General features: G+C 54.5%; 15 protein-coding genes. 9 read left to right on the forward strand and 6 right to left on the reverse strand.

Going from position 1 to position 16,435, the window contains the following annotated elements; genetic code table 11:
* Nucleotides 1–6: 6 nt before the first annotated feature.
* The 6 genes from sufB (at nucleotide 7) to ldtE (ending at nucleotide 6,274) form a co-directional block, all read left to right on the forward strand.
* Nucleotides 7–1,494 (forward strand): Fe-S cluster assembly protein SufB, encoded by a 1,488-nt coding sequence (gene sufB, locus FCH32_RS14215; RefSeq protein ID WP_174361068.1) that lies wholly within the window; start codon nucleotides 7–9, stop codon nucleotides 1,492–1,494.
* 16 nt (nucleotides 1,495–1,510) lie between these two features.
* Nucleotides 1,511–2,257: a Fe-S cluster assembly ATPase SufC gene (sufC, locus tag FCH32_RS14220; protein WP_115258630.1), complete on the forward strand. Its 747-nt coding sequence runs from the start codon at nucleotides 1,511–1,513 to the stop codon at nucleotides 2,255–2,257.
* Nucleotides 2,232–3,503 (forward strand): Fe-S cluster assembly protein SufD, encoded by a 1,272-nt coding sequence (gene sufD / locus FCH32_RS14225; RefSeq protein ID WP_174361069.1) that lies wholly within the window; start codon nucleotides 2,232–2,234, stop codon nucleotides 3,501–3,503. Before sufC ends, sufD begins: the two co-directional genes overlap by 26 nt.
* Nucleotides 3,500–4,720, forward strand: coding sequence for a cysteine desulfurase SufS (sufS, locus tag FCH32_RS14230; RefSeq protein ID WP_115258628.1), 1,221 nt, complete (start codon nucleotides 3,500–3,502; stop codon nucleotides 4,718–4,720). The genes sufD and sufS overlap by 4 nt, the downstream gene beginning before the upstream one ends.
* Before the next feature lie 12 nt (nucleotides 4,721–4,732).
* Nucleotides 4,733–5,149, forward strand: coding sequence for a cysteine desulfuration protein SufE (gene sufE, locus FCH32_RS14235; RefSeq protein ID WP_115258627.1), 417 nt, complete (start codon nucleotides 4,733–4,735; stop codon nucleotides 5,147–5,149).
* Between the two features lie 123 nt (nucleotides 5,150–5,272).
* The gene (gene ldtE / locus FCH32_RS14240) at nucleotides 5,273–6,274 is read left to right on the forward strand and encodes a L,D-transpeptidase LdtE (protein WP_115258626.1); all 1,002 of its coding nucleotides are present in this window, start codon (nucleotides 5,273–5,275) and stop codon (nucleotides 6,272–6,274) included.
* Nucleotides 6,275–6,343: 69 nt separating this feature from the next.
* Here ldtE and lpp read toward each other — a convergent pair whose 3' ends face one another.
* The 3 genes from lpp to ynhH form a co-directional block, all read right to left on the reverse strand.
* Nucleotides 6,344–6,580, reverse strand: coding sequence for a murein lipoprotein Lpp (gene lpp / locus FCH32_RS14245; RefSeq protein ID WP_003029373.1), 237 nt, complete (start codon nucleotides 6,578–6,580; stop codon nucleotides 6,344–6,346).
* Between the two features lie 308 nt (nucleotides 6,581–6,888).
* On the reverse strand, nucleotides 6,889–8,310 hold the full coding sequence (pykF, locus tag FCH32_RS14250; RefSeq protein ID WP_096757211.1) for a pyruvate kinase PykF: 1,422 nt from the start codon (nucleotides 8,308–8,310) through the stop codon (nucleotides 6,889–6,891).
* Between the two features lie 7 nt (nucleotides 8,311–8,317).
* Nucleotides 8,318–8,548 carry a protein YnhH gene (gene ynhH, locus FCH32_RS23465; protein ID WP_420022522.1) on the reverse strand — a complete coding sequence of 77 codons (231 nt, stop codon included), beginning with the start codon at nucleotides 8,546–8,548 and terminating at the stop codon, nucleotides 8,318–8,320.
* A 334-nt stretch (nucleotides 8,549–8,882) separates the two neighbouring features.
* On the opposite strand from ynhH, the gene FCH32_RS14255 reads away from it, so the two are divergent.
* Genes FCH32_RS14255 through FCH32_RS14265 form a run of 3 tightly spaced genes read left to right on the forward strand, consistent with a single transcriptional unit; the run spans nucleotide 8,883 to nucleotide 11,400 of the window.
* On the forward strand, nucleotides 8,883–9,905 hold the full coding sequence (locus FCH32_RS14255) for a methionine ABC transporter ATP-binding protein (protein ID WP_115258625.1): 1,023 nt from the start codon (nucleotides 8,883–8,885) through the stop codon (nucleotides 9,903–9,905).
* Entirely contained in the window at nucleotides 9,898–10,566 is a 669-nt protein-coding gene (locus tag FCH32_RS14260; RefSeq protein ID WP_096757209.1) for a methionine ABC transporter permease, read from the forward strand. Before FCH32_RS14255 ends, FCH32_RS14260 begins: the two co-directional genes overlap by 8 nt.
* A 21-nt stretch (nucleotides 10,567–10,587) precedes the next feature.
* Nucleotides 10,588–11,400 (forward strand): MetQ/NlpA family ABC transporter substrate-binding protein, encoded by an 813-nt coding sequence (locus tag FCH32_RS14265; protein WP_096757208.1) that lies wholly within the window; start codon nucleotides 10,588–10,590, stop codon nucleotides 11,398–11,400.
* Nucleotides 11,401–11,487: 87 nt separating this feature from the next.
* Here FCH32_RS14265 and ttrA read toward each other — a convergent pair whose 3' ends face one another.
* From ttrA to ttrB, 3 genes are read right to left on the reverse strand one after another with little or no spacing between them, the layout of a single operon-like run.
* The gene (ttrA, locus tag FCH32_RS14270) at nucleotides 11,488–14,559 is read right to left on the reverse strand and encodes a tetrathionate reductase subunit TtrA (RefSeq protein ID WP_174361070.1); all 3,072 of its coding nucleotides are present in this window, start codon (nucleotides 14,557–14,559) and stop codon (nucleotides 11,488–11,490) included.
* Nucleotides 14,552–15,574, reverse strand: coding sequence for a tetrathionate reductase subunit TtrC (ttrC, locus tag FCH32_RS14275; protein WP_174361071.1), 1,023 nt, complete (start codon nucleotides 15,572–15,574; stop codon nucleotides 14,552–14,554). The genes ttrA and ttrC overlap by 8 nt, the downstream gene beginning before the upstream one ends.
* Entirely contained in the window at nucleotides 15,575–16,309 is a 735-nt protein-coding gene (gene ttrB, locus FCH32_RS14280; protein ID WP_217439024.1) for a tetrathionate reductase subunit TtrB, read from the reverse strand. It abuts the gene before it with no gap.
* Nucleotides 16,310–16,435 lie beyond the last annotated feature (126 nt).

Below are 16,435 nucleotides of genomic sequence, written 5' to 3' on the forward strand. Positions count from 1 at the left end.
GGTACTATGTCGCGTAACACTGAAGCAACTGACGATGTCAACACCTGGGCTGGCGGACACCTCAATTATAAAGAGGGATTCTTCACCCAACTAAAAACTGATGAACTGGCGAAGGGCATCAATGAAGAGGTCGTGCGGGCGATTTCCGCGAAACGCAACGAACCGGACTGGATGCTGGCATTTCGCCTGGATGCGTTTAAGGCGTGGCTGACGATGGAGGAGCCGCACTGGTTAAAAGCGCATTACGATAAGCTGAATTATCAGGATTACAGCTATTACTCCGCACCTTCCTGCGGCAACTGCGATGAGACCTGCGCCTCAGAGCCGGGAGCGGTACAGCAAACGGGCGCGAATGCGTTTTTAAGTAAAGAGGTTGAGGACGCTTTCGAACAACTTGGCGTGCCGGTACGTGAAGGGCGAGAAGTGGCGGTCGATGCCATTTTTGACTCGGTATCGGTGGCGACCACCTATCGTGAAAAGCTGGCTGAGCAAGGCATTATTTTCTGCTCGTTCGGTGAGGCCATTCATGATCACCCGGAACTGGTGAAAAAATATCTCGGCACGGTGGTGCCGGGCAACGACAATTTCTTTGCCGCGCTGAATGCGGCGGTTGCCTCAGACGGTACGTTTATCTATGTGCCGAAAGGCGTACGCTGCCCAATGGAGCTTTCCACCTATTTTCGTATTAATGCGGAAAAAACCGGGCAATTTGAACGCACTATCCTGGTGGCGGATGAAGGCAGCTACGTCAGCTACATTGAAGGATGTTCTGCTCCGGTGCGCGACAGCTATCAGCTGCACGCGGCGGTGGTGGAAGTGATCATCCACAAAGATGCTGAAGTGAAATACTCGACGGTGCAAAACTGGTTCCCTGGCGATGGCAACACCGGCGGCATTCTGAACTTCGTGACCAAACGTGCACTGTGTGAAGGCGAAAACAGCAAAATGTCGTGGACCCAGTCGGAAACTGGCTCGGCCATCACCTGGAAATACCCCAGCTGTATTTTGCGCGGCGATAACTCCATCGGCGAATTCTACTCCGTTGCGTTGACCAGCGGTCATCAGCAGGCCGATACCGGCACCAAGATGATCCACATCGGCAAGAACACCAAATCGACCATTATCTCGAAAGGGATCTCCGCCGGGCACAGCCAGAACAGCTATCGCGGCCTGGTAAAAATCATGCCGACGGCCACCAACGCCCGTAACTATACCCAGTGTGACTCGATGCTGATTGGTGCGGACTGCGGGGCGCACACCTTCCCGTACGTAGAGTGTCGCAACAACAGCGCCCATCTTGAACACGAAGCCACCACCTCACGTATTGGTGAAGATCAGCTGTTCTACTGTCTGCAGCGCGGTATCAGCGAAGAAGACGCCATCTCGATGATCGTCAACGGGTTCTGTAAAGACGTGTTCTCTGAACTGCCGCTGGAGTTCGCTGTTGAAGCGCAAAAACTTCTCGCCATCAGCCTTGAACACAGCGTCGGTTAAAATTTAAGGAAAGCACATGTTAAGCATTAAAGATTTACAGGTCAGCGTCGAAGAGAAGGCGATCCTGCGCGGGCTGAGCCTGGAGGTCCGCCCGGGTGAAGTTCACGCCATTATGGGACCGAACGGTTCAGGAAAAAGCACGCTGTCGGCAACATTGGCCGGGCGTGATGATTATGCCGTCACCGGGGGAACGGTGGAATTTAACGGTAAAGATTTACTGGAACTGTCGCCGGAAGACCGGGCCGGTGAAGGCATCTTTATGGCGTTTCAATACCCGGTGGAAATTCCCGGCGTCAGCAATCAGTTTTTCCTGCAAACCGCGCTTAATGCAGTGCGCGGTTACCGTGGCGAAGACGCACTGGATCGATTCGACTTCCAGGATTTGATGGAGGAGAAAATCGCGCTGTTGAAAATGCCGGAGGATTTGCTCACCCGCTCGGTAAACGTCGGTTTCTCCGGCGGTGAGAAAAAACGCAATGATATTTTGCAGATGGCGGTGCTGGAGCCTCAGCTGTGCATTCTCGACGAGTCTGATTCGGGGTTGGATATTGATGCGCTAAAAATTGTCGCTGATGGCGTCAATTCGCTGCGCGACGGCAAGCGTTCATTCATTATTGTCACCCACTATCAGCGCATCCTCGACTATATCAAACCCGATTACGTCCATGTTTTGTATCAGGGACGCATTGTTAAGTCCGGCGATTTCACGCTGGTTAAACAGCTGGAGGAGCAAGGATATGGCTGGCTTAGTGAACAGCAGTAATGTGCTGCAGCAGTGGCATCACTTGTTTGAGTCACAGGGCGAAACCCGCTCGCAGCACGCGCAGCAGCACTTACAGCAGATGCTGCGTCTTGGGCTGCCTACGCGTAAGCATGAAGACTGGAAATACACGCCGCTGGAAGGATTAACCAGTAGCCAGTTTGTTAGTCATCTTGCCGCGATAACCCCGGCGCAGTGCGAGGCGTTAGCCGCTGGCATTGATGCTGTGCGTCTGGTGTTTGTCGACGGGCAATTCTGCGAAGCGCTTAGCGACAGCACGGACGGTAGCGGCTTTGACATTACCGTTGACGATGCGCACCTGTCGCTACCGGCACCGATTCAGCCAGAGGTTTTTCTGCATCTGACGGAAAGCCTGTCGCGCAGTGTGACGCATATCAAGGTGAAGCGTAATCAGCGCCCGGCGAAACCGCTACTGTTGATGCACATCACCCAGGGAGTGGCGGGCGATGACGTCAATACCGCGCATTATCGCCACCACCTTGAACTGGCGGAGGGCGCAGAAGCCACCATCATCGAACATTTTGTCAGCCTCAATGCGCTGAAGCACTTTACCGGCGCGCGCGTTACGATGAACGTGGCGGCCAATGCCCACTTGCAGCATATCAAGCTGGCGTTTGAGAACCCGGTCAGCCATCACTTCGCCCATAACGACATTCAGTTGGGCGCAGATGCTACGGCGGTGAGCCACAGCTTTTTGCTCGGCGACGCGGTGTTGCGCCATAACACCAGCACCCAACTGAACGGCGAAAACACCACGCTGCGGATTAACAGTCTGGCGATGCCGGTGAAAAACGAAGTCTGCGATACCCGCACCTGGCTTGAGCATAACAAAGGCTATTGCAACAGCCGCCAACTGCATAAAACCATCGTCAGCGATAAAGGTCGGGCGGTGTTCAATGGTCTGATCAACGTTGCGCAGCACGCGATTAAAACCGACGGACAGATGACGAACAATAATTTGCTGCTCGGTAAGCTGTCGGAAGTGGACACCAAACCGCAACTGGAAATCTATGCCGATGACGTGAAATGCAGCCACGGCGCGACGGTAGGGCGGATCGACGATGAGCAGATGTTCTATCTGCGCTCGCGTGGGATAGGCCAGCAAGATGCTCAACAGATGATTCTCTATGCGTTTGCCGCTGAGCTGACGGAAGCCCTGAGCGATGAAACGCTTAAACAACAGGTTCTGGCGCGTATAGCCCAACGCCTGCCGGGAGGCGTAGCATGACATTTCCGATTGAAAAAGTGCGGGCCGATTTTCCGGTCCTGACCCGTGAAGTGAACGGCCTGCCGCTGGCGTATCTGGACAGCGCTGCCAGCGCGCAAAAGCCGAATCAGGTGATTGATGCCGAAGCTGAGTTTTACCGCCATGGCTATGCGGCGGTTCACCGTGGTATTCATACCCTAAGCGCCCAGGCGACGGAAAAAATGGAGAATGTGCGTAAGCTGGCGTCGCTGTTTATTAATGCCCGCTCCGCTGAAGAACTGGTATTTGTGCGTGGCACGACCGAGGGCATTAATCTGGTAGCCAACAGTTGGGGCACCAGCAATGTGCGGGCGGGGGATAACATCATCATCAGTGAGATGGAACACCACGCCAACATCGTGCCATGGCAGATGCTGTGTGCCCGCGTGGGTGCTGAGCTGCGTGTCATCCCCCTGAATGCTGATGGCACCTTGCAGTTGGATACTCTGCCAACTCTGTTCGACGAACGCACCCAACTGCTGGCGATTACCCATGTATCCAACGTGCTGGGTACCGAAAACCCGTTAGCAGAGATGATTGCGCTGGCGCATCAGCACGGGGCAAAAGTGCTGGTCGATGGCGCGCAGGCGGTGATGCACCATAAAGTAGACATGCAGGCGCTGGATTGCGACTTTTATGTTTTCTCCGCCCATAAGCTGTATGGACCCACCGGCATTGGCGTGCTGTATGCCCGTGAGTCGCTGTTGCAGGAGATGCCGCCCTGGGAAGGCGGGGGTTCAATGATAGCAACGGTTAGCCTGAGCCAGGGAACCACCTGGACGAAAGCGCCGTGGCGTTTTGAAGCGGGAACGCCCAATACCGGCGGTATTATCGGCCTGGGCGCTGCCATTGAATATGTGAGTGCGCTGGGTCTGGATAACATCAGCGAGTACGAGCAGTTCATGATGTGCTACGCGCTAGAACAGCTGGCCAGTGTGCCGGATCTGACGTTGTACGGTCCGCAGGAGCGTCTGGGCGTCATCGCGTTTAACCTCGGTAAACACCACGCCTACGACGTGGGTAGTTTTCTTGATAACTACGGTATTGCCGTACGCACCGGGCACCACTGCGCCATGCCGTTGATGGCATATTATAACGTCCCTGCGATGTGCCGGGCCTCGATTGCCATGTACAACACTCAGGAAGAGGTGGATCGACTGGTAACGGGACTTAAACGTATTCATCACTTATTGGGATAACAGGGAGGGGGTATGGCTGCGCTACCGGATAAAGAAAAGTTGTTGCGTAATTTTCTGCGCTGCGCGAACTGGGAAGAGAAGTATCTGTATATCATTGAATTAGGTCAGCGTTTACCAGAATTAAATGCTGATGATCGCTGTGAGAAAAATAGTATTCAGGGCTGTCAGAGTCAGGTATGGATAACAATGCGTCAGAATGCTGACGGAATTATTGAATTACAGGGCGACAGTGATGCGGCAATTGTGAAAGGACTGATTGCTGTGGTATTCATTTTATATGATCGAATGACTGCCGAAGATATTGTGCGTTTTGATGTGCGTCCGTGGTTCGAGAAAATGGCACTGACGCAACATCTCACGCCATCGCGTTCACAGGGGCTGGAAGCGATGATTCGCGCTATTCGTACGCAAGCGGCAACTCTTAGCTAAACTGATAAAACACGTTATCCGGCAAACCTTGCAAGATAACGCTGAGCAGATTTATGCAATGACTCGTCGGCCGGATACCGCAGCAGCCGTTATCCGGCAATAACGCCAGGGGGGTGAGTGAGTATGAAACGCGCGTCTATTATTACTCTAATGCTAATTGGCGCTTACAGCGCTATACAGGCCGCCTGGGCGGTCGATTATCCTTTGCCTGCGGCGAACAGTCGTCTTGTCGGGCAGAATCAAACCTACACCGTGCAGGAAGGCGATAAAAACTTGCAGGCAATAGCCCGCCGGTTTGATACCGCCGCGATGCTGATCCTCGAAGCGAATAATACGATCGCCCCGGTACCCAGCCCCGGCACCCTGATTACGATTCCTTCGCAACTGCTGTTACCGGATGCGCCGCGCGAAGGTATTATTGTTAATCTGGCAGAATTGCGTCTGTATTATTTCCCGCCGGGAGAGAATATTGTTCAGGTATTCCCGATTGGCATTGGTTTACAGGGACTGGAGACCCCGGTGATGGAAACTCGGGTGGGACAGAAAATCCCTAACCCTACATGGACCCCAACACCAGGCATCCGTAAGCGTTCTCTGGAGCGCGGCATTACGCTACCCCCTGTAGTGCCCGCCGGGCCCAATAATCCGTTAGGACGCTTTGCGCTGCGTCTGGCGCATGGAAACGGTGAATACCTCATCCACGGTACCAGCGCACCCGACAGTGTAGGCCTGCGCGTCAGCTCTGGCTGTATTCGCATGAACGCGCCGGACATCAAAGCCCTGTTTGCTCAGGTCAGAACCGGCACGCCGGTCAGAGTGATTAATGAGCCGATAAAGTACGCCATCGAGCCTAACGGCATGCGTTATGTTGAAGTGCACCGACCTTTGTCGCCAGAGGAAGAACAAAACGTACAGACCATGCCGTATGTACTGCCAGCCGGTTTTACCCAGTTTAAAGACAGTAAAGCCGTAGACCTGGGGCTGGTGGATCGGGCGCTGTATCGTCGGGCAGGTTATCCGGTTACCGTTACGGCCGGGCAGGCACCGATTGTGGCCAACGGGCCAGAGGTGAAGTCGGCACAGAATGGATTGCCAGAAGCAGGGGACGTGCGGACGATGCAGTAACAGGGAAGGAGGAATGAAGGGCAAAAAAAATGGCGCACAATGTGCGCCATTTCTATTACACAGATACTATTACTTACGGTATTTAGTAGCTGCGTTGTCCAGACGCTGGTTAGCGCGTGCTGCGTCATCTTTAGCAGCCTGAACGTCGGAACGCATTGCGTTCACGTCGTTGCTCAGCTGGTCAACTTTAGCGTTCAGAGTCTGAACGTCAGAAGACAGCTGATCGATTTTAGCATTGCTGGAGCAACCTGCCAGCAGAGTAGAACCCAGGATTACCGCGCCCAGTACCAGTTTAGTACGATTCATTATTAATACCCTCTAGATTGAGTTAATCTCCATGTAGCGTTACAAGTATTACACAAAGCTTTTTAGGTTGAGAATATTTTTTTGATGCGAATGCACTTATTTTTGATCGTTCGCTCAAAGAAGCATCGAATTGTGCAAAAACGGCTAAAAACCCGAGTGAAAACAGAAAGCTTCCATCGGATTCATCTTAGATAATCTCTAATTAGATAGTGAAATCCGATTTGATTTTTTATTAATAGTAGCTATCGCGGAAATAAAAAAAGCGCCGCAAGGGCGCTTTTTAGGCAAATTAATTCCCGATGGAATTATTACAGCACGTGAACAGATGCCGTGTTGGTGGTGCCGCTCGGTACCAGCGCACCGGAAACCATCACTACAACGTCACCTTTCTGTGCCAGGCCGCGCTCAACTAACTGCAGCGCAACTTCTTTACCCAGACGGTAGAAATCATCAGTAGAAGCGATTTCTTTCACCAAGTGCGGCACCACGCCTTTGCTGAGAACCAGCTGACGCGCAGTCACTTCGTTGGTGGTCAGCGCCAGAATGGTCGCGTTCGGGAAGTATTTACGTACGGCTTTAGCGGATTTACCACCCTGGGTCGCTACGACGATCAGCGGAGCTTCCAGTTTTTCAGCGGTTTCTACAGCACCACGGCAAACGGCTTCGGTAATACGCAGTTTGCGGTTGTCATGGCTGTTGTCCAGACGGCTGGTCATCACGCGGTCGGTACGTTCGCAGATGGTTGCCATGATAGAAACGGCTTCCAGCGGGTATTTACCTTTAGCGGATTCACCAGACAGCATGACTGCATCAGTACCGTCGAGGATGGCGTTTGCCACGTCACCGGCTTCAGCACGGGTCGGACGTGGGTTTTTGATCATGGAGTCCAGCATCTGAGTCGCGGTGATAACCACTTTACGTGCGCGTACGCATTTTTCGATCATCATCTTCTGCGCGAAGATAACTTCTTCAACCGGGATTTCTACGCCCAGATCGCCACGTGCAACCATGATGCCGTCAGACGCTTCGAGGATCTCGTCGAAGTTGTTCAGGCCTTCCTGGTTTTCGATTTTGGAGATGATCTGAATGTTTTCGCCGCCGTGCGCTTTCAGGTGCTCACGAATTTCAATGACGTCAGAACGTTTACGGATAAAGGACGCCGCAACGAAGTCAACGCCTTGCTCGCAACCGAAGATCAGGTCCTGTTTGTCTTTTTCAGCCAGTGCTGGCAGCGCGATAGAAACGCCCGGCAGGTTAACGCCTTTGTTTTCGCCCAGGTCGCCGTTGTTCAGCACTTTACAGATAACTTTGTTACCTTCGATTGCGGTAACTTCCATGCCGATCAGACCATCGTCAACCAGCACGGTGTTGCCAACGGACAGGTCATTGGTGAAGCCTTCATAAGTAACAGCAACGATTTCGTTGTTACCTACGACAGATTTGTCGGTGGTGAACGTGAAGGTCTGACCCGCTTTCAGAGAAACGTCGTTACCGCCTTCCAGTTTAATGGTACGGATTTCCGGACCTTTGGTGTCGAGCAGGATGGCCGCTTTCTTGCCGGTCTTGCTCATCACGTTGCGCAAGTTCTTAATGCGCTGACCGTGTTCTGCGTAATCGCCGTGGGAGAAGTTCAGACGCATGACGTTCATGCCCGCGTCCAGCATTTTGGTTAACATCTCTTCGGATTCGGTTTTCGGACCGATGGTGCAAACAATTTTCGTCTTTTTCATGACAGTCTTAGTCTTTAAGTTGAGAAGGATATGGAAATCTGGCTTCCGTCGCGCACGGATGGGAAGCTAAACCTGAGTTACGAAAGTTGTGATGCCTCGCTCTAAGGATAGGTGACATCGAAAGAGCGTGCAGAGGAATGTGTGCTTGCGTTTCAGCCCAACGGGTAGGAGAGTTTTGTAGTCGTTGAGTTTTACAGGTCAATGTGCTGAAACCATTCAAGAGACAATTGGCGCGCATTATACGCTGAAAATTATCTAAAAGGAAAATGGAAACGGTGTTTCAAAAGCGTTCTGTGCAGTTTCACGAAAAAATATTCACGAATTTGTTCATTGCTATGGATAAAGAGGTTGTCCGCAGCGGTGGTCTGTTGCGCAACAACACGAGGTTCTTCATTCCCGGCTCTTGCAAACGACAATAGTGCAAAACAGTTATTCCTTAAAGTTATATCAAATTCTTTTTAATTCATATCAAAAGCCCATTTCCCTGATTACACTCGTTTGGACATCCATACTGCTAAACAGCCAAAAGCGTTAGCAGGATAACGATAAGCAGCAGCGGATACCCAAACGACATGATTGTCCTGAAAAATATTTCGAAAGTGTTTACGCCAGGCAGGCTTGCTATTACCGCTGTCGATAACGTCAACCTAACGGTTGAACAGGGGCAGATTTACGGAATTATTGGCTACAGCGGTGCCGGTAAGAGCACCCTGATTCGCCTGCTTAACGGCCTTGAACAGCCAACTTCCGGCAGTGTGACCGTCAATGGTCACGATATCTCCACGGCGCGCGGGGAATCGTTACGCCAGGCACGACTGAAAATCAGCATGGTGTTTCAGCACTTTAATCTGCTGTGGTCGCGGACCGTCAGCGAAAACATTGCCTTCTCAATGCAAATCGCCGGTGTACCAAAAGCAAAAATTAAAGCACGTGTGGCCGAACTGATTACATTGGTCGGGCTGGATGGTCGAGAAAACGCCTGGCCGTCGCAGCTCAGCGGTGGGCAAAAACAGCGTGTCGGGATTGCTCGTGCGCTGGCGAACAACCCGGACGTGCTGTTGTGCGACGAAGCCACTTCCGCGCTGGATCCGCAAACCACCGATCAAATCCTGGATTTGCTGCTCGATATTAACCGGCGTTTCAAATTAACCATTGTGCTGATCACCCATGAGATGCACGTGGTGCGCAAAATTTGCGATCGCGTGGCGGTGATGGAGAACGGCAAAGTGGTTGAAGAGGGCGATGTGCTCAGCGTGTTTAGCCACCCGCAGCAGCCGATCACCCGTCAGTTTGTCCGTCAGGTAAGTCAATATGCCGAGGAAGATGAGTTTAATCCGCAACTGGCAAGCGAACTCGGCGGTGCGGTGATTAAGTTAACGTTTACCGGACAGCGTACCCATCGGCCGGTGGTCGGGGAGCTGACGCTGCGCTACGGCCTGCCGTTTAACATTCTGCACGGCAAGATGACGCAAACCGCCCATGGCGCGTTTGGTCAACTGTGGGTGCACGTGGTGGCCACTGAAGAACAACTCAACAATATTCTGGCCGATCTGCGCCACAGCGACGTTGACGGCGAGGTTATCCAACATGGCTGATTCCCTGTTTCCCCATCTGAAATGGGACCAACTGTTCGCGGCAACTCAGGAAACGCTCTACATGACCGCGCTTTCCGGTGTGGCGACCTTTGTACTGGGTATTGCGCTCGGACTGGCGCTATTTCTGACCGCGCGTGGCGGCCTGTATCAGAACCGCACGCTGTACAGCGCCATCTCGTTGATCGTGAATATTTTCCGCTCAATCCCGTTCATCATTTTGATCGTGCTGCTGATCCCGGTGACTAAAACGCTGGTAGGCACCATTCTTGGTGCCAACGCCGCGCTACCCGCGCTGATCGTGGGTGCCGCACCGTTCTATGCCCGTCTGGTCGAAATTGCCCTGCGTGAAGTAGATAAAGGCGTTATTGAAGCGAGCCGCTCCATGGGGGCACGTCTGAGTACGCTTATTTTTCGGGTTTTACTGCCGGAATCATCACCCGCTCTGGTGTCCGGTATCACCGTGACGCTGATTGCCCTGGTTAGCTACAGCGCAATGGCTGGTGTGATTGGTGCCGGTGGTTTAGGGAATTTGGCTTATCTGGAAGGATTCCAGCGCAACCACAGCGACGTTACGCTGGTGGCGACGGTGACCATTCTGGTTATTGTCTTCATCATCCAGTTTTGCGGCGATGTGATCACCTCTCTGTTAGATAAACGCTAATAAAATACGGAAACCATTATCATGAAAAAATCACTGACATTACTCGCCGCCGCCACCTTAAGCGCCCTGAGCTTTGCGTCGTGGGCAGATACGCTGACCGTGGGCGCGTCCAACGTGCCGCACGCTGAGATCCTCGAACAGGCGAAACCGATCCTGGCAAAGCAGGGGATCGAGCTGGAGATTAAACCGTTCCAGGACTACATTCTGCCAAACACCGCGCTGGCGGGGCGTGAGATTGACGCCAACTACTTCCAGCATATTCCGTACCTGAACAGCGTACTGAAGGATCATGCGGGTGATAAGACCTATGATTTCGTCAGCGCCGGGGCGATTCACATTGAGCCGATTGGTATCTATTCTAAAAAGGTAAAGTCGCTGAAGGACCTGCCGGAGGGCGGAAAGATCATCATGCGTGATGCGGTGTCCGAAGAAGGGCGCATTCTGTCGATTTTCGAAAAAGAGGGTGTGATTAAGCTCAAGCCAGGCGTTGATAAAGTCACCGCGCGCATCAGCGACATCGTTGAGAACCCGAAAAAGCTGAAGTTCCTGCCTAACGTTGAAGCGGCACTGTTGCCGCAGATGTATAACAACGATGAAGGAGATGCAGTGGTGATCAACGCCAACTACGCTATCGATGCCGGGCTGGATCCGGTGAAAGATCCGATTGCTGTCGAAAGCGGCGAAAACAACCCGTATGCCAACATCATTACCGTGCATCGCGGCGATGAGAAGAAAAAGGATATTGTGGCGCTGGTTGACGCACTGCACTCAAAAGAAATTCAGGACTGGATTCGCACCAAATATAAAGGCGCGGTGATCCCGGTAAATAACTGATCCACTTTCTGCCGGGTGGCGGCTTCGCCTTACCCGGCCTACAACGTCTGTAGGCTGGGTAAAACGCAGTAGCGTTGCCATCCGGCGCTAGAGTTGCACTCGCTCGATTCTCGCCGGTAGCCCTTGGCGCACAGACGCTCCTGAGACCCAGTCCAGCCAGGTATTGGCCACCTGACGCGTCGGGTCGGCAAAACCCAAATCGTTAATATTAATCCCCGATTTAATCTTTTCATCAAACGCCATCGGCTCTCCGTCAAGCGTATGCTGTGCTGCCCCCATTTCTTTATGTCCGTAGCCATGTTCAATTGCGATAACGCCCGGCATAACGCCGTTGAGCAGGCTGACCTGCGCTTGTGCGTGTCCACCCGGCGTGATGATGCGCACCGTGTCGCCGTGTGACACACCATAACGCGCGCCGTCCTGCGGGTTGAGCGCCACCAGATTCACAGGCTTGAGATGGTGAAGACGTGGGATCACCGCCGAGGCGCTGGACATAGTATTGGACTTAAAGGAGATCATCTTCAGCGGCCATTCCTGCTGCGGAAACAATTCGTCCACCGAACGCCCGTCGGACAGGCGGGAAGGATACCAGGCCGGACAGCCGCTGTAGCGCTCGCCGGTGATCGCATGGCGGTGTGCGGCGACATCCGCGTTCCAGATTTGCAGAGGTTTCTCCCACGCATTACCGACGCGGTTATCGGTGCGGCCACTCTTATCTGGCGCAAAACGACCACCGCGCGAGTAGACAAACGCCACGCGACGAACTTCGTCGGCTTTTAGCGTGTCGGTGATGACCGGCAGGATCCGCGTCACGCCGGTCAGCGAGATATCTTCCGGCGCGGCTTCGGCGACCGGCGCCTTACCCATAAACGCAATGTTGGCGGCCAGTCGCAGGTAGTAATCTTCCGCGCGGTTCAGCGGATAGTGATTGCCCTGCGGATCGGTAATGGCGTTATCGCCAAAGCCCGGCAGCCCAATGCGTTTTGCCACCGCGATGCAAAATGACTCCATGGATGCTGGTTGGCCGTCGGCGGTTTTGCTGGTGGCGGGTGCAACAATCGGCCAGCGGGCGGTGGTGGCCTTGCTCGCCACGCCTGCCCACGGGGCGCTGAATCCCCAGCTTTCGAAGTTGTGGGTATCCGGGACAATATAGTCCGCCAGCGCGGTGGTTTCGTTCATAAAAGCATCAATGGCAATAAATAGCGGCAGACGCGCCGGATCTTTGAGCTTTTCTTCCGCTACGCCACGCAGCCCCGCAATGCCGTAAAACGGGTTGGTCATGTTGGAGATCCAGGCTTTTAGCGGATACGGGTAGCCTTCGAGCGCCGAGACGAGTAATTCGGTCAACTGCCCGGCGACAAACGGATACCATGGGGCTTTCGCCGGGAAGGGCGATTGTCCGGCAGCCACTTTATTACGGTACTCTTCCGAGGATTCATAGGCGGTTTTACTGCGCGCGATGCTCAGGCCTTTCGGCTTCACCTTTCCGGCGAAACTGTCCATATTGTAGCGCGGTCCGTCAGTGGCACCGTTGAATTTACCGCCGCCCACAAAGACCCCGCCTTCGAGGCTGAGGTTGCCAATCAGCGCATTCAGCATCATCACCGCCCAGGCGTTGTAAAATCCGTTGCCTGCCATCATCCCGCCGTGGGTGATCACCGCCGCTTTACGCCCGTGACGGGTAAAGGCGTCCGCCAGCGCGCCTATTTTTGCCTCCGACACGCCGCACTGCTGGCTGTATTGCGCCAGTGACAGCTTTTCGGCAGACTCTTTCAGACGCTGGAATCCGCTTTTGACCGTCACGGTTTGCCCGTCGGCCAGCGTTACTTCGCGGGTCACGAACAGCTGTGCGCGTTGACAGCTGCTGGCTGCTACCATGTCACCGGCCTCGTTAACGGCCAGCGGTTCGCCAGGCGCGTCGGTGTTCAGATGGGCGAGCGTGAGATGCTGTCCGGCAAGCGTTGGGATCTCATCGGTAATCACCAGATGCGTGGCGTTGGTCCAGCTTTTTTCTCCGGCCTGTTGCATGGCCTGGACACCAGGGATGGCGAGGTAATCGGCGTTGTAACGCTGCTTTTCGATGATCCAGCGGATCATTCCCATTGCCAGCGCCGAGTCGCTCCCCGGGTGCACAGGCTGCCAGTGACCGCGATCGTCAGCCAGTACCGTGGTTAATGGCAGGGCGGGTGCGACAACGACATACTCGAAATCATTGCGTAAGCGGGCGCTGGCGAGTTGGCGAGCCTGGCGCTTAAACGGGTTGCCGGACTGCGCCGGGGAGGTGCCCATAAATAACGCGAACTCAACGTTATCCCAGTCCGGTTTGACGTGGGTGTTTTTATCCAGATCGCCCATTAGCGCGCCGGAACCGGCCCGATACGCTAGCCCACAATACGCACCGTGCGCGCCGAAGTTTTTACTACCAAAACTGTTCAGTGCGAAACGGCGGATAAACGTATCGCGTCCCTCGTCGCTGGTATTGGTGACCAGCAGTTGATTGGATTTCGGGCCAAAGCCGGGGTGCTTAGCATCTAACGGGGTGATGGGGTCGTGGATGGCCCGCAGGCCGTCAATGTGACCTTCACCAAACAGGTCGCCGCCTTCCACCACCTCTTTGATGAGCTGTTCAAAGCTGATGCGCTGCCATTTACCTTCGCCACGTTTACCGACGCGCTTCATCGGCTCCAGAATTCGCAGCGGGCTGTACAGGCCTTCGAGCAGGGTTGCGCCCCGGGCGCAGGCGGTGGAACGCGCATCAAGACCGCTTTCGCCCGCCAGTTGTTCCATTGCAGTGGCAAACGGAACCGACGAATCAATGTGATGTTCATGCGACAGTGGGTGGTAGGGGTTGCCCGCAATGCGCAGAACTTTCCCCGCTTTGCTGTCGACGCGGACTCGCACACCGCACTGGGTCCAGCAGCCGAAGCACTGGGTCATGGCGATCACCTGCTGCGGATCCTGCTGCCAGCGCGGTTGGGCGTTGGCTTCGGGGATCAGCGCATTGCCGAAGATGCGATCGCGGGTGATTTTCCCCGAGGTGCCATCCAGCAAACCGTCAATCGCGCGCTTTGCCACATCCCGATAACTCAGGCCAAAGGTCACCATCCCGCCAACGGCGAGACCAACTTTAAGCCACTGACGACGGGTTAAATTAGCCATGTTGCATTCTCCTTGCGATCGCGTTGAGGCCTTCATGAACAATAATGAGTAGCGCAACCCACAGGCCAAAGGTGCCTACAATGGCCAGCCAGCCATCTGTGCCGCCGGGCAGGGAGTACGGATTAAATTGCGCGTTAAATTTGGGGATGGTCTGCACCTGAATCAGTATCGTCCAGCGCATCAGCCAGCACAGCGCCATGGCGCTGAAGGCCAGCGTAATACGCAGCGGTAATGACGATGGGTGACGTAACACCCATCCGCAAAGTGCCAGTGAGACAGCCCACAGCACTACCCAGCCGATGGCGTAGTGTCGTGCAGACGCGGCGACATCCAGCCACTGGCGAATCGCTGAGCCGGAAAGCGTATCGCCGCTCACCCACCACGCCATCACAATGGCCAGGGCGATCAACGTGACAATCTGCCCCCATGCCAGCTTGCGCGGCAGTGTGCTGTCGCGGTTTATGCTGGCGATAAGCAGGGCGAAGAAGGTTTGCAGCGCGCTGAGGAACATCGCCAGCGGGAAGGCATAGCTGAACCAGATGGGACGCGCCTGCACGACGGAGACTTCGCGGCCGGTATACACCAATAATCCAATGGCTGAGAGCGCGCTGCCCACAGCTAGCCATCTAGTGACGCTGTAACTTTTATGCGTAAACCGTTTGAACTGCTGCGCCAGAAACCACAGCCCGAGAAACCCGGTGAACAACGGTAAAAACAGTGCCCCCCACGGCATCCATGACCACGGTGTCGGATAGGCATAGAAATGCCAGACGCGCGCGGTCTGGTGCAGATCCGCGGTCAGCGCCAGTGGGGCGGTGATGGCACAGGTCAGGGCGATCAGCAGCGTCAGGTTTTCTAGCTGCGGCTGCGCTTTTTTACGCCAGTGGAGCACGCAGGCGAACAGCGCCGCGCAGGCGGCAATGCCAATGAAAAAGAAATACTGTACCGCCCAGGGCAACCAGCTTATTTCCTGCGGATGGGCCAGCACCTCTTCGATAATCAGTGAATGGGTCATTTAAACCTCCTGCCACAGAGCGGGTTGAGCACGTCCCATCAACGGGGTGACGAAGGCGTCATCTAGCCCCAGATAGAACACGTGAGGCGAGGTGCCGCTTTCCGGTTTCAGGACTTTGATGGTGTCATGGTGTTCGTGCAGCATGCGTGAAATCCGGCTGTGCGGATCGTTGATGTCGCCAATGATGCGCGCGCCACCCACACAGGACTCCACGCAGGCCGGGAGCAGCCCGGCTTCCAGGCGGTGCACGCAAAATGTGCATTTGTCGGCAGTCTGCGTTTCATGGTTAATAAACCGAGCATCGTATGGGCAGGCTTGCACGCAGTAGGCACAGCCCACACAGCGCGTATTGTCGACCACTACAATGCCATCTTCGCGCTGAAAGGTGGCCTGCACGGGACAAACGGGCACACAAGGTGGGTTATCGCAATGGTTACACAGGCGCGGCAGCAGCACGTTGGTGACGCTTTGCTGACCCTCAACCTGTACCTGATACTGGTTGACGTTGGTACGAAACGCGCCCTGAGGCGTCTGGTTTTCAATGGCGCAACTGACGGTACAGGCCTGACAGCCGATACACCGCCGCAGATCAATCAACATGGCGTAGCGATGCTGGCGCGACCCCTCGTGGCGTTCTGGCGAGAAGGGAAACTCGGCCTGAGCCAGGGGAACCAGGGATGCGCCTGCGGTCAGAACGCCCAGTTGCTGGAGAAACTGCCGTTTACTGCTGTCCATATTTTCTCCCGTCACAATGCAACAACGAAACATTGGTCACGCCGTTGGTTTGCGTGTGATGAATAAAGAATCTTGATGATTTACAGTGTAAAAATCGTGGCGGGGGGTACTCTATTGTGGTTAACC

Source organism: Citrobacter gillenii, from assembly GCF_013337685.1.
Classification (GTDB): domain Bacteria; phylum Pseudomonadota; class Gammaproteobacteria; order Enterobacterales; family Enterobacteriaceae; genus Citrobacter; species Citrobacter gillenii.

What these genes read in the sequence shown, in the direction of transcription:
- pykF (WP_096757211.1), bottom strand. Translation starts at nt 8,310, where the DNA reads ATGAAAAAGACGAAAATTGTTTGCACCATCGGTCCGAAAACCGAATCC.
- sufC (WP_115258630.1), top strand. Translation starts at nt 1,511, where the DNA reads ATGTTAAGCATTAAAGATTTACAGGTCAGCGTCGAAGAGAAGGCGATC.
- ttrC (WP_174361071.1), bottom strand. Translation starts at nt 15,574, where the DNA reads ATGACCCATTCACTGATTATCGAAGAGGTGCTGGCCCATCCGCAGGAA.
- sufD (WP_174361069.1), top strand. Translation starts at nt 2,232, where the DNA reads ATGGCTGGCTTAGTGAACAGCAGTAATGTGCTGCAGCAGTGGCATCAC.
- ynhH (WP_420022522.1), bottom strand. Translation starts at nt 8,548, where the DNA reads ATGCGCGCCAATTGTCTCTTGAATGGTTTCAGCACATTGACCTGTAAA.
- sufE (WP_115258627.1), top strand. Translation starts at nt 4,733, where the DNA reads ATGGCTGCGCTACCGGATAAAGAAAAGTTGTTGCGTAATTTTCTGCGC.
- ldtE (WP_115258626.1), top strand. Translation starts at nt 5,273, where the DNA reads ATGAAACGCGCGTCTATTATTACTCTAATGCTAATTGGCGCTTACAGC.
- lpp (WP_003029373.1), bottom strand. Translation starts at nt 6,580, where the DNA reads ATGAATCGTACTAAACTGGTACTGGGCGCGGTAATCCTGGGTTCTACT.
- ttrA (WP_174361070.1), bottom strand. Translation starts at nt 14,559, where the DNA reads ATGGCTAATTTAACCCGTCGTCAGTGGCTTAAAGTTGGTCTCGCCGTT.
- FCH32_RS14260 (WP_096757209.1), top strand. Translation starts at nt 9,898, where the DNA reads ATGGCTGATTCCCTGTTTCCCCATCTGAAATGGGACCAACTGTTCGCG.
- sufB (WP_174361068.1), top strand. Translation starts at nt 7, where the DNA reads ATGTCGCGTAACACTGAAGCAACTGACGATGTCAACACCTGGGCTGGC.
- sufS (WP_115258628.1), top strand. Translation starts at nt 3,500, where the DNA reads ATGACATTTCCGATTGAAAAAGTGCGGGCCGATTTTCCGGTCCTGACC.
- FCH32_RS14265 (WP_096757208.1), top strand. Translation starts at nt 10,588, where the DNA reads ATGAAAAAATCACTGACATTACTCGCCGCCGCCACCTTAAGCGCCCTG.
- FCH32_RS14255 (WP_115258625.1), top strand. Translation starts at nt 8,883, where the DNA reads ATGATTGTCCTGAAAAATATTTCGAAAGTGTTTACGCCAGGCAGGCTT.
- ttrB (WP_217439024.1), bottom strand. Translation starts at nt 16,309, where the DNA reads ATGGACAGCAGTAAACGGCAGTTTCTCCAGCAACTGGGCGTTCTGACC.